The following is a 13024-nucleotide window of genomic DNA, read 5'->3' as shown; positions in this document are numbered from 1 at the left end:
GCACTTAAAACGTAAATTAGCGGTTTTCATGGGAGGGTGAACGATGAGCAAGACGGCATTCGTCTTCCCCGGCCAAGGCGCGCAGATCGTCGGCATGGGGAAAGACGCGCTGCACATCCCCGAGGTCAAAAAGCTGTACGACGACGCCGATGCGGCAGTAGGCTATTCGCTGTCGACGATCGCGTTCGAAGGACCGGAGGAAGCGTTGAAATCGACGGCGAACACGCAGCCGGCGCTGCTGACGACGAGCCTCGCGTACTTAGAGGCGTTCCGGGCGGCGGGCGGCGCGGACCTGACGCCGGATTACGTCGCCGGGCACAGCCTCGGCGAATGGACGGCGCTGGCGGCGGCGGGCGCGCTGACGCCGGCGGAAGCCGCGCGGTTCGTACATATGCGCGGGCGTTATATGGAAGAGGCTGTGCCCGGAGGCCTCGGCGCGATGGCGGCGGTGCTCGGCGCCGAACGGGACGCGCTGCGCGCGCTGTGCGAAGCGGTGACGGGCGAAGTCGGGCGGGTCGAGCTCGCGAACGTCAACTGCCCCGGACAAATCGTCGTCTCCGGATCGAAGGAAGGCGTCGACGCGGTCGTCGCCCGCGGCAAGGAGGCGGGAGCGAAGCGCGTCGTGCCGCTCGAGGTGAGCGGACCGTTCCACTCCAGTCTCATGCAGCCGGCTGCGGCGAGGTTGGAAGATCTGCTCGCAACGGTTCACATCGCGGCTCCCGCGGTACCCGTCGTCGCCAACGTGACGGCCGAACCCGTCTCGTCGCCCGACGACATCCGCCGCCTGCTCGTGCAGCAGGTTTGCGCGCCGGTCCTCTGGGAAGACAGCGTGCAGCGCTTGATCGCGCTCGGCGTCGATACGTTCGTCGAATTCGGCCCCGGCTCGGTGCTCAGCGGCTTGATCAAGAAAATCGACAAAACCGTGCGCATCGTGACGGTGAACGGCGCGGAGGCGGCGGCAGCCGCCGTGCAGGCGCTACGCTAAATTGAAAGGAGGAATTGCGATGTTGGAAGGGAAAGCGGCGATCGTGACCGGAGCGTCCCGCGGCATCGGCCGAGCGATCGCGCTCGAGCTGGCGGCGAGCGGCGCCGACGTCGTCGTCAATTACGCCGGCAACGAAGCGGCCGCGCGAGAAGTCGTCGCGGCGGTCGAAGCGTTGGGCAGGAAGGCGATCGCGGTTCGAGGGAACGTTGCGTCGTCCGCGGACGTCGAGGCGATGGTGTCGGCCGCGATCGAGGCGTTCGCCAAAGTCGACATTCTCGTCAACAACGCCGGCATCACGCGCGACAACTTGTTGATGCGGATGAAGGAAGAAGAGTTTGACGAGGTCATCGCCACGAATCTGAAAGGCGTGTTTAACTGCATCAAGGCGGTTACGCGACCGATGATGAAGCAGCGCTCGGGCCGCATCGTCAATATTTCGTCCGTCGTCGGCGCGCTCGGCAACCCGGGGCAGGCGAACTACGTCGCGGCGAAAGCCGGCGTCATCGGCCTCACGAAGTCGGCGGCCCGCGAGCTCGCGTCGCGCGGCATTACGGTCAATTGCGTCGCGCCGGGCTTCATCGACACGGACATGACGGAGAAGCTCTCTCCTGAATTGAAGGAGTCGATGCTGAAGCAAATTCCGCTCGGCACGCTGGGCAATCCGGAGCAGGTCGCTAAGGTCGTCCGGTTCCTGGCGTCCGACGAAGCGTCTTATATGACGGGTCAAACCGTCCACGTCGACGGCGGAATGTACATGTAACGTTTTCAAATATGGCTTTTTGCGTTCCCGTTTCGTATAATACCAAAGAGGAGGTGAACCGGATGTCCGACGTATTAGATCGCGTAAAGAAAATTATCGTCGACCGCCTTGGCGTAGATGAGGCTGAAGTTACACTTGAAGCATCTTTCAAGGAGGACTTGGGCGCCGACTCGCTTGACGTCGTCGAATTGGTAATGGAATTGGAAGATGAGTTCGATATGGAAATCTCCGACGAAGATGCGGAGAAAATCACTACGGTAGGCGAAGTAGTGAATTACATACAAGCTCATAAGTAATTCGAGTCAAACCTTACGCAAGTCCCGTTTCTTGGCGAAGCGGGACTTCTCCACATCTAATGAGCGCTTTGAGCTAGACGAAATAGCGTTTTAATATATAAATTATCAATTACGGAACGTTGAGGTGGTCTGGCATGAAACATCGAGTCGTCATTACGGGCATGAGCGCCATTACGTCGCTCGGCAGAGATTTGGATACGTTTTGGGATCATTTGATGTCCGGCAAATCGGGCGTCTCGGCAATCGAGTCGTTCGACGTGAGCGAGTACCCGACGCGCATCGCGGCCGAAATCAAAGACTGGGATCCGGAGGCGTACATCGATCGCAAGGAAGCCCGCCGCATGGATCGATACGTGCAGTTCGCCGCCGCGGCGGCGAAGCTGGCGCTGGAGGACGCGAAATTGTCCGTGACCGAAGATGCGGATCCTGAACGCGTTGGCGTCTATATTGGTTCCGGCATCGGCGGTCTCGGCACGTTCGAGGATCAGTACCGCACGCTGCTCGAGAAAGGCCCGAAACGGGTATCCCCGTTCTTTATCCCGATGATGATCGCGAACATGGCCTCCGGGCAAGTGTCGATCATGACGGGGGCGAAAGGTCCGAACTCGACGACCGTGACGGCCTGCGCGACGGGCACGCATACGATCGGCGATTCGTTCCGACTCCTGCAGAACGGCGAAGCGGACGTCATGATTTGCGGCGGCGCGGAAGCGACGATTCGCCCGACGGGCCTCGCGGGCTTCTGCTCGATGCGGGCGATGTCGACGCGCAACGACGAACCGGAGCGCGCGAGCCGTCCGTTCGACGTCGGCCGCGATGGCTTCGTCATGGGCGAAGGCGCGGGCGTGCTCATTCTGGAGACGCTCGAGCACGCGACGAAGCGCGGCGCGCGCATTTACGGCGAAGTGATCGGCTACGGCATGAGCGGCGACGCGCACCATATGACCGATCCGGATCCGAACGGCGCCGCGCGCTGCATGCGCAAAGCGCTGGCGGACGCGGGCATCTCCCCGGAGGAAGTCGACTACATTAACGCGCACGGGACGTCGACGCCGGTCGGCGACATTTCCGAAACGACGGCGATCAAAGCGACGTTCGGCGACCACGCCTACAAACTGGCCGTTTCGTCCACCAAGTCCATGACGGGCCACTTGCTCGGCGCGGCCGGCGGCGTCGAAGCCGTCATTTGCGCGCTGGCGCTGTCGCGCGGCAAGCTTCCGCCGACGATCAACCTTGAAGATCAAGATCCGGAGTGCGATCTCGACTACGTGCCGAACGTGCCGCGCGAAACGAACGCGCGCGTGGCGCTCTCGAACTCCTTCGGATTCGGCGGTCACAACGCGACGATCATCCTCAAGAAATTTGAAGCTTAGGCGGGTAGCATGAACGATTTCGAACGCCTTCAGCAGCAGTTGAATATCCATTTCCGAGACGCTTCGCTTCTACGCGAAGCGTTTACCCATTCTTCATACGTGAACGAACATAAGGACGCGGTGCATAACGAACGGCTCGAGTTTCTCGGCGACGCGGTTCTGCAGCTCGCGACGTCACAACATTTGTTCCGCGTGTACCCGGACTGGCCGGAGGGCAAGCTGACCTTCGTCCGCGCGGCGATCGTCCGGGAGCAGGCGCTCAGCAAACTGGCCAAGTCGCTTTCGCTCGGAGACTATTTGCTTTTGGGCAGGGGCGAAGATTTGTCCGGCGGCAGGGAGCGGCCGTCCTTGCTCGCGGACGTGTTCGAAGCGTTCGTCGGCGCGATTTACTTGGACGCGGGGTGGGATCAGGTCATCGAATTTTTGTCCCGCACGATGTTCCCGGAAATCGAGGCGTACATCGCGCGCGGCGTCATCGACGCCAAATCGCGCCTGTACGAGAAAGCGCACCAGCAATCGCTCGGCGCGATCGAGCTCGCCGTCGTCGAGGAACGGGGGAAAGCGAAGGACCGCGAATTTGTGGTCGAGGTCCGGATCCAAGGCGAGCCGTACGGCAGAGGCGTCGGCCGAACGAAGAAGGAAGCCGAGCAGGAAGCCTCCGCCGAAGCGCTGCGGAAGCTGTCGGACGGCAAGTAGCGAAGCGCGCGACGACGATTGCCCGGCGCGGGAACGAACGGAATGTGCTACAATAGGCTGGGGTGAATTCACTTGTTCCTTAAAAGACTCGAACTCGCCGGTTTCAAGTCGTTCGCCGACCGGACGGAGCTGGAATTCGTTTCCGGCATTACGGCGGTCGTCGGGCCGAACGGCAGCGGCAAAAGCAATATATCGGACTCCATTCGGTGGGTGCTTGGGGAGCAAAGCGCGAAGAGCTTGCGCGGCGGCAATATGCAGGACATCATTTTCGCCGGCAGCGATTCGCGCAAAGCGGTTAACTTCAGCGAAGTGTCGCTTACGCTCGACAATACCGACAATTCGCTGCCGCTCGATTTTAGCGAAGTGACGGTCACCCGCAGGCTGCACCGCAACGGCGACAGCGAATACTTCATCAACAACCAAGCCTGCCGTTTGAAGGATATTACCGAGCTGTTCATGGACACGGGCATCGGGAAGGAAGCATATTCGATTATCGGCCAAGGCCGAATCGAAGAAATTCTCAGCACGAGGTCCGAGGATCGACGCGGCATATTCGAAGAAGCGTCAGGCATCGTGAAATACAAATCCAGAAAAAAAGAAGCGACGAAGCGCCTCGAGGAAACCGAGGCGAATTTGGTTCGCATTAACGATTTGGCCTCGGAGCTGGAGGACCAGCTGGAGCCTTTGAAAAAGCAATCCCAGAAAGCGACCGAGTTCAAGCGGTTAAAGGAATTGCTGAAATCGAAAGAAGTTTCCCTGTATGTTTATAACATTGGGGAATTGCACCGCTCGTGGGCGGAGGCGTCGGAAACGTTGAATCGTCTTCGCGACGAAGAATTAAAGGTGGCTTCCGTCGTTTCCGCGCACGACGCGGAACTCGAAGAGCAGCGCCTCGCCTTGCGGAAGCTGGAGGAATCGCTGGAAGCGCTACAAGCGGAGCTGCTCCATACGAGCGAGGAGCTCGAGAAGTCGATCAGCGCCGGGGAGGTGCTGAAGGAGCGCCGCAAGCACGCCGAGGAAAACGCCGAGGCGCAGCGCGAAACGATTCGCACGATCTCCCGTAAGCTGGAGGAGAGGGGCGTCGAATCGGCGGAGCTCGAGAGCCGTCTTGCGGCGCTGACGCAGCAATTGAACGAATTGAACCGCCGCATTCGGGTCGAAGAGGATCGGCTGCTCGCGGAAGCGGGCGGCCTCCTCGGCGAGACGGAGGAACGCCTGAAGGCGGAGTTGCTGGACAAGCTGAACGAGCTGGCGTCCGCCCGCAACGAGCTTAAATACGTCGAGGCGCAAGCCGAGCAGCACGATCGCCGCGCGGCGCGACTTACCGAGGAGCGAACCAAGGCGGAAGCCCGCGTCCAAGAGCTCGAGTCGGCCCGCGCCGACTGGCAATCCCGCCTAGAGCAGTTGAAGGCGCAGATCGAAGCCGAACGGAACCGTTACATGGAGCTCAGCCAGCTCATTCACGAGAAGCAGGGGCTGCTGGAGGAAGCGCAATCGACCGTGCGGAAATGGGAACAAAAGGTCGACGGCCTCGTTTCCCGGAAACAGACGATTCAGGATCTCCAGGACGATTACGACGGCTTCGCGCTCGGCGTCAGAGAAGTGCTGAAAGCGAAGCAGAAAGGCTCGCTGCCCGGCATCCGCGGCGCCGTCGCGGAAATCATCCGTGTTCCCGGCGAGTACGAGCTGGCTGTCGAAACGGCGCTCGGCGCCGCGCTGCAGCACATCGTCGTCGATAACGAAGCGCGTGCCCGCGAAGCGATCCAATACCTCAAATCGCGGCAGCTCGGCAGGGCGACGTTCCTGCCGCTCGACGTCATCAAGCCGCGTTCGATACCGGACATGGAGCGCCGATCCGCGGCGACCGCCGACGGCTTCGTCGGCGTCGCTTCCGATTTGGTCGGCTTCGATCCGACGTATTCGGGCATCGTGCGCAGCTTGCTCGGCAATGTCGTCATCGCGGAAAGTCTCGAGCAGGCGAACCGGATCGCCTCCCGGCTGCAATACCGTTACCGGGTCGTGACGCTGGAAGGCGATGTCGTCAATGCGGGAGGTTCGATGACGGGCGGAAGCTTACAGAAGAAGAACGTATCGCTGCTCGGCCGAACCCGCCAAATCGAAGAACTTACGAAGGAAATCGAAACCTCCGAGAAGCAGATCGCAAGGCTTCGCGAATCGGTCGACGCCGTCCGCGCAGAACTCGCGTCCACACAGAAGCAGCTGGAGCTGTGCCGGGATGCAGGCGAGAAGCGGCGGGGCGAGGAGACGGAAGCGAGATCCGAGCTGAACCGAATCGAATCGGAGCTGCGGAACGCGAAAGCGCATGTCGAGCTGCTTGTATCCGATGCGGAGACGTTATCAGAGGAAGCGCAGAACGAGGCCGACCGCCGCGTCGAGCTCGCCGCCCGGATCGAACGTCTTGCCGCCGAGGAGGCGGAGCTGACGAACATGATTCGCGAAGCGGAGCTTCACCGGAAGGCGGTCCAATCCGCGAAGGAAGAAACGCAGCAGCAGCTGACGGAATGGAAGGTCCAAGCGGCGGCCGTCGCGCAGGACAAGCAGGCGATCGCCGCACAGCTGTCGCGCATTCGGGCGGATTCCGACGCTTTGGAAGAGGAGAGGGCCGCGGCGCAGGCGGCGGAAGCCCGGCTCGTCGAGGAATTGGCGGGACTCGAGCGGGAAGCGAGCACGCGCACCGAGCAGGCGAACGAGTTTCGCATTCGCAAAGAGCGCTGCGCGGAGCGTCTCGAGTACGCGCGTGCGGAACGCGCGGAGAAAACGGCGGCGTTGGAGCGCGAAGAGAACGTTACGCGCGAGGAGCGCAACCGGCTCCGTGCATTAGAGGAGCAGACGCGTCAAACCGATATCAAGGTCAACCGGTTGGACGTCGAGCTCGACAACCTGCTTCGGAAGCTGGCCGAAGATTACGAATTGAGCTACGAGCTCGCGAAAGAACGCTACGAAATTCCGGAGGACGTTCCGGCCGCCCAAGACGAGGTGCGCGATTTGAAGCGGGCGATTTCGGCGCTCGGCGAAGTCAATCTCGGCGCGATCGAAGAGTATGCCCGCGTATCCGAACGGTACGAATTCCTCACGGGGCAAAAGAACGATTTGATCGAGGCGAAGACGGCACTGTACGGCGTTATCCGCGAAATCGACGAAGAAATGTCGAAGAGGTTCCTGCAATCGTTCCAAGCGATCCGCGAGCAATTTTCGGACGTGTTCGCTCGCCTTTTCGGCGGGGGACGCGCAGATCTCGTCTTGTCGGAACCGAACAATTTGCTCGAGACCGGCATCGACATCGTCGCGCAACCCCCTGGGAAGAAGCTTCAAAACCTTCAGCTTCTCTCCGGCGGCGAGCGGGCGCTGACGGCCATCGCGCTGCTGTTCGCGATTTTACGAATAAAGCCGGTGCCGTTCTGCGTGCTCGACGAAGTCGAAGCGGCGCTCGACGAAGCGAACGTCGCGCGATTCGCGCAATATTTGAGGGAATTTTCGATGCAAACGCAGTTCATCGTCGTCACTCATCGCAAAGGCACCATGGAAGAAGCGGACGTGCTGTACGGCGTGACGATGGAGGAAGGCGGCGTGTCGAAGCTGGTGTCGGTACGACTCGATCAAGATGAAGAGCCGATGACGGCGTAAGGAGCGGGAGAGATAAAGTGAGTTTTTTCAAACGGCTTCGAGAAAATATCGCTTCCAAAGCGGAAGAAGTAACGAATAAATTCAAAGAAGGCTTGTCCAAAACGCGCAACGCGTTCGTCGGCAAGGTGGAAGATCTGTTCTCCCGCCGCAAAAAGATCGACGAAGCGTTCTATGAGGAACTCGAAGAAATTCTCATCGGCGCTGATGTAGGCGTCAACACCGTCATGAATTTGATCGATGAGCTTCGGACCGAGGTGCGCAAACGGAAAATCGAGGACCCCGCGGAACTGCGCCCGGTTTTGTCCGAGAAGCTCGTCGAGCTGCTGGGCGGCGACGAAGAAGCTCCGGAGCAGCTGAAGACCGCGGCGGAAGGATTGACGATTTATCTGATCGTCGGGGTCAACGGCGTCGGCAAAACGACGACGATCGGCAAGCTGGCCCACCGTTTGAAGAAAGAGGGCAAATCGGTGCTGCTCGCGGCGGGCGATACGTTCCGCGCCGCGGCGATCGAGCAGCTCGAGGTGTGGGGCGAGCGGGCCGGCGTCGACGTCATTCGGCAAGGGCAGGGCTCCGACCCGGCCGCCGTCATTTTCGACGCGGTGCATGCGGCGAAGCAGCGTAACGTCGACGTCCTCATTTGCGATACCGCGGGACGTTTGCAAAATAAAGTGAATCTGATGGAAGAGCTGAACAAGATTTTCCGCGTCATCCGCAGAGAAGTACCAGAGGCGCCGCATGAAGTGCTGCTCGTGCTGGATGCCACGACGGGGCAAAACGCCCTTCAACAGGCAAAGCTGTTCGGCGAAAAAACCGGCGTCACGGGACTCGTGCTGACGAAGCTCGACGGCACGGCGAAAGGCGGCATCGTTATCGCGATCCGCCAGGCGATGGAACTCCCGGTGAAGCTCGTCGGCCTCGGCGAAAAAATCGACGACCTGCTGCCGTTCGACGCGCAGCAATTCGTCCATGCCCTGTTTCAAGGCATCGGCGGACCCGACGCTGAATCGGAATCGTCGGAGTCCCCTCGTACGTAACTGCTTCTCTCAAATCGTTTGCGCGCAAGCCTGTTGCCGAGTGTTCGGCGGCGGGCTTGTTTTCTCTTTTCCGCCTCTCTCTTCACGCTATCCCCTCTGCTCAGGACAGGAAGGTACGGTACGTATAAGCGCTCAGCAAGCTGTTGCCTATGCGGGGAGGACTGCCGGAGAATTCGGATAACGAACATTCGGCTGCCGCTTCCGTACGGTTCGAAACCGCATCATGTCACCGCTATCCCCGTCGCTCAGGTTGAAAAGAGTGTGGTTGTCTCACAGCCATTTTCTGAAACAGAGGTTCTACCGATCTTACAGCTTACGACGCTAGAAATAGCCCTGCATTCTGTAATGTAGGAAGCAGCGGCGATTTGGGCGTACGTAAACACACCATGGCTAGAGAGTCGAATATGTTTGCGCCATGGGAAGCTTTATTTTGACGGAAGCAGTGCTCGTCCAAATAGTATTGGAGGTATTTCGGCCCGATACCGCGGAACGTTTTGTTAATCCATGTTTTGACTTTCTCGAAAACGACAGGCAGAACGAAGCTTCGATAATATTGTATGCGGTTTAACATGCGAAACTCCGTACAGCTTTTCGTATGCTGCTGTGCGAATTGAAACATTGCGTAGGGCCGCAGTCGTTTCCCAATCATGTCATTAGGCGTGATGTATTGAAATTTAATCATGGATCGGCTATCTGTATCGGTTGTTCCCATTGCGACTAGAACGGCATGCTCCTGAGGATGGCGGATGTAGTGGCAATTTCTTCGACCGTAGAAGGCGACGCTGCAGGATACGCGTCCTTGGAGTGGAGTTTGCGATTCCTCGGCGGAAAGTGCCTTGCGAATTTTCATCAGCATGGCCCAAGCCGTTTTATAAGTTACCTGAATTTGAGAGGCAAGTTGAACGGCATTGATGCTCCGATCGCAGGAGACGAGACGCATTGCTTCGGCCCATTTGTGAAGCGGAGTACGGGTTCCTTCCAATATGGTACCGGCAGTCAGCGACGTTTGGTGGCTGCAGGCTTTGCATTCGAATAGAGGGAGCCGGCGGGTGTTCACCGAATAAGCCTGGGTGTGGAAACACCGCGGGCAGCGAAAACCGTTGGGCCATTTCCGACGGAAGAAGAACGAAATAATATCCTCCATAAAAACCACTCCAACCGAACCAGTGTTCCTACCCATATGATATCAGAACACATGTTCTGGATCAATAAACTTTTCCGATATTCATTGTTTTCATGGCGAATAGTTCTGAGTTAAAGGGATAGCGAAACGAGGATGGTGAAAGGTGACGTCGGATTGCGGGAGCATGTCGAATATTGGGAATAATGATTACGAATCAGAATGAAAATTCCGGTAATCCGTATCCTGAGCAGCGGGGATAGCGTGTATAGAGGTAAGAGTAAGTTGCGAGGACCCATAGCAAGGGATAACCTGAGCGAAGGGGATAGCGAGTAGAGAATTTTGAATGGGAGTGTGCCGGGGGCGAGCGGATCGGCGAGTGCTGGGGGGCGAACAGGACGGCTTCCCGGACAGTACGAGACCTGTATAGTACCGGAATAAATAAACGAAGCGGGAACGGTGCGATCAGAAGGCGGTGCGGTTATCCTAGGGGCAAAAAAGGAGAGCGAAAGTTAGCAGCTTGACGCTCTCCGTTCGATACTTCCGCGTTACAGCAGTCGTTTGGACAATTGTTGCCGCCAGCTTTCGGCCAGCGCCTCTACGCCGAGCAATCTTTTCAGCCCTGCCGCGTCGGTCTTGTCTTTATGCATGATACGATTCGCTTCGGTGACCGTGACGCCGGCAGGGTGCGGGGTTTCGAGCACAAGCCGATCGCCGGCCGCCGCGCTTCCCGGGGCGATTATTGCGAAATAAAATCCCGTATACCCCGTATCCAAAACTTCGGCTTCGAGGGAAGATCGTTCGTGGCGAGCGGCTAATTTATAGCAGGGAACGCGCGGTTGGGTTACTTGCAGTTTCGCCTCTCCAAGCCGGAAAACGTCTCCGATGCGGATGTCGTTTTCGTTAGCGCCTCTTAAAGTGAAGTTTTCGCCGAAAGCGCCGGGGTGCAGCGGTTTGCCGAACGTTTTCTCCCAATGCGGATAATGATCGATGAAATAAGCGCAGATCGCTTTGTCCGCCCCGCCGTGGTGCACTCGATCCGCTTGCTCGTCTCCCTGCAAAGGCTCGGATGCGAGCGCGACGCGGCTGTTGACGGGATGTTTTATGATGGCGGATACGATTTCTCTCCCGCCGTATCGGATGACGGTCGGTTTCCCGACGTTTATGGAAACGAGTTCCAGTCGCATAGTATCTCTCCTCCCATGCCAACACAGTATCATATGTGCTGGATCGCTATCAAGGATTTAACCTTGACACGAGGAAGGCTATCGAGTACACTAACCTATGTTGCTGTAAAGACTGCAGCCTTGACACTCGATTCGGAGCGGAGGCGAGCGGATGACGGATAAGGATCGCGATGCGCTGGCAAAGACGAACCGAATCAATATGCTGTTCGATTTCTACGAACCGTTGCTTACGGAGAAACAGCGTACGTTTTTATCGTATTATTTTCACGAGGATTATTCGTTGGGCGAAATCGCGGAGCAGTTCGCGGTTTCGCGGCAAGCGATATACGAACATATAAAGCGCGCGGAGACGATGTTGGAGGAATACGAGGACAAGCTTCAGCTGCTCGCGAAGCACGAACGCCGGCAACAAGCCGCGGAACGGCTAGCGAAGGAGCTTGAACGCTTGGTCGATTCGTCCGAATCGGATCGTATCCGCGGGGTATTGCAGGACATCGTGTCCGGAGGGTAAGAAAGGAGGCGAAGCCGATGGCGCCGTTCGAAGGATTGTCCAGCCGATTGCAAAGCGTATTCAGCAAGCTAAGAGGTAAAGGGAAATTAACCGAAGACGACGTGAACGAAGCGCTGCGCGAGGTGCGGCTTGCCTTGCTGGAAGCGGACGTCAACTTCAAGGTCGTGAAGGATTTCATCGGCAGAGTGAGAGAGCAGGCTGTCGGTCAGGTGCTCGAAAAAGGTTTCAACCCTGCGATGACGGTCGTCAACATCGTGAACAAAGAGTTGACGGATCTGATGGGCGGGACGAACGCGAAATTGGCGAAGTCGAATCGCCCGCCTACGGTCATTATGATGGTCGGCCTGCAGGGTGCCGGTAAAACGACGACGACGGGCAAGCTGGCGAAGCTGCTGTTGCAGCAAAATCACCGGCCGCTGCTCGTGGCCGCGGACATTTACCGTCCGGCCGCGATCAAGCAGCTGCAGGTGCTCGGCGAGCAGGTGAAGGTGCCTGTCTTCTCCTTGGGAGACCAGGCGAATCCGGTCGACATCGCGAAGGCGGCTATGGCGCATGCGAAAGAGCATCATAACGATTACGTCATTATCGATACCGCGGGGCGGCTTCACATCGACGAAGCATTGATGAAAGAGCTTCATGACATCCGCGAAGAGACGAAACCGGACGAAATTTTGCTCGTCGTCGACGCGATGACGGGTCAGGACGCGGTAAACGTGGCCGAGCATTTCAACTCGCAGCTCGAACTGACGGGCGTCGTGCTGACGAAGCTCGACGGCGATACGCGCGGCGGCGCGGCGCTGTCGGTCAAGGCGGTCACCGGCAAGCCGATCAAGTTCGCGGCTATGGGGGAAAAGCTCGACGCGCTCGAGCCGTTCCATCCGGAGCGGATGGCATCGCGCATTTTGGGCATGGGCGACATGCTGTCCTTGATCGAGAAGGCGCAGGCCAACATCGACGAGGACAAGGCGAAGGAAATGGAACGGAAATTCCGCAAAGCGGAGTTTACGTTCGAAGATTTCCTCGAGCAAATGCAGCAGGTGAAAAAGCTCGGGCCGATCGAAAACCTGCTCGAAATGCTTCCCGGCGTCGGCAATATGAAGCAGCTGCAGAACGCGAAGATCGATCCGAAGCAGATGGCTCGGACGGAAGCGATCGTCCTGTCCATGACGAAGGCGGAAAAGCAAGGCCTCGTCGCCATCGACGCGAAGCGCCGCAAGCGGATCGCGGCCGGCAGCGGCACGACCGTGGCCGACGTTAATCGACTGCTGAAGCAGTTCGAGGATATGAAGAAGATGATGAAGCAGTTCTCGGGCATGATGGGCGGCAAAGGCGCGAAGCAGCTGAAAAACATGAAGAGCATGATGAAAGGCAAAGGATTCGGCGGCGGCCGGTTCCCGTTTTAAATACAAAGTTCATC

Annotated in this window: 11 protein-coding genes; 9 read left to right on the top strand and 2 right to left on the bottom strand. The window is 58.5% G+C overall.

Going from position 1 to position 13024, the window contains the following annotated elements; genetic code table 11:
- The first annotated feature begins 43 nt into the window (after positions 1 to 43).
- The 7 genes from fabD (at position 44) to ftsY (ending at position 8789) form a co-directional block, all read left to right on the top strand.
- A complete protein-coding gene (gene fabD, locus VE009_RS05865; RefSeq protein ID WP_325006465.1) occupies positions 44 to 985 on the top strand; it encodes an ACP S-malonyltransferase in 942 nt (313 codons plus the stop codon).
- A 19-nt stretch (positions 986 to 1004) separates the two neighbouring features.
- A complete protein-coding gene (gene fabG, locus VE009_RS05860) occupies positions 1005 to 1745 on the top strand; it encodes a 3-oxoacyl-[acyl-carrier-protein] reductase (RefSeq protein WP_325006464.1) in 741 nt (246 codons plus the stop codon).
- 62 nt (positions 1746 to 1807) lie between these two features.
- Positions 1808 to 2041: an acyl carrier protein gene (gene acpP / locus VE009_RS05855; protein WP_325006463.1), complete on the top strand. Its 234-nt coding sequence runs from the start codon at positions 1808 to 1810 to the stop codon at positions 2039 to 2041.
- A 134-nt stretch (positions 2042 to 2175) separates the two neighbouring features.
- The gene (fabF, locus tag VE009_RS05850) at positions 2176 to 3414 is read left to right on the top strand and encodes a beta-ketoacyl-ACP synthase II (protein WP_325006462.1); all 1239 of its coding nucleotides are present in this window, start codon (positions 2176 to 2178) and stop codon (positions 3412 to 3414) included.
- 9 nt (positions 3415 to 3423) lie between these two features.
- On the top strand, positions 3424 to 4110 hold the full coding sequence (rnc, locus tag VE009_RS05845) for a ribonuclease III (protein WP_325006461.1): 687 nt from the start codon (positions 3424 to 3426) through the stop codon (positions 4108 to 4110).
- Between the two features lie 72 nt (positions 4111 to 4182).
- Positions 4183 to 7755 (top strand): chromosome segregation protein SMC, encoded by a 3573-nt coding sequence (gene smc, locus VE009_RS05840; protein ID WP_325006460.1) that lies wholly within the window; start codon positions 4183 to 4185, stop codon positions 7753 to 7755.
- 17 nt (positions 7756 to 7772) lie between these two features.
- Positions 7773 to 8789: a signal recognition particle-docking protein FtsY gene (gene ftsY / locus VE009_RS05835; protein WP_325006459.1), complete on the top strand. Its 1017-nt coding sequence runs from the start codon at positions 7773 to 7775 to the stop codon at positions 8787 to 8789.
- A gap of 313 nt (positions 8790 to 9102) precedes the next feature.
- Here ftsY and VE009_RS05830 read toward each other — a convergent pair whose 3' ends face one another.
- On the bottom strand, positions 9103 to 9933 hold the full coding sequence (locus tag VE009_RS05830; RefSeq protein WP_325006458.1) for an IS1595 family transposase: 831 nt from the start codon (positions 9931 to 9933) through the stop codon (positions 9103 to 9105).
- Positions 9934 to 10457: 524 nt separating this feature from the next.
- Entirely contained in the window at positions 10458 to 11096 is a 639-nt protein-coding gene (locus tag VE009_RS05825; RefSeq protein ID WP_325006457.1) for an MOSC domain-containing protein, read from the bottom strand.
- A 151-nt stretch (positions 11097 to 11247) separates the two neighbouring features.
- Here VE009_RS05825 and VE009_RS05820 point away from each other — a divergent pair, with 151 nt between their 5' ends.
- Together VE009_RS05820 and ffh are read left to right on the top strand one after the other, a co-directional pair.
- Positions 11248 to 11607 (top strand): putative DNA-binding protein, encoded by a 360-nt coding sequence (locus VE009_RS05820; protein ID WP_325006456.1) that lies wholly within the window; start codon positions 11248 to 11250, stop codon positions 11605 to 11607.
- A gap of 17 nt (positions 11608 to 11624) precedes the next feature.
- Positions 11625 to 13010: a signal recognition particle protein gene (ffh, locus tag VE009_RS05815; RefSeq protein ID WP_325006455.1), complete on the top strand. Its 1386-nt coding sequence runs from the start codon at positions 11625 to 11627 to the stop codon at positions 13008 to 13010.
- The last annotated feature ends 14 nt before the right edge of the window (positions 13011 to 13024 follow it).

The organism is Paenibacillus sp., assembly GCF_035645195.1.
Taxonomy (GTDB): Bacteria; Bacillota; Bacilli; order Paenibacillales; family YIM-B00363; genus Paenibacillus_AE.
Note: the sequence above shows the minus strand (reverse complement) of the source record. Positions and strands in the feature narration are given on the sequence as shown.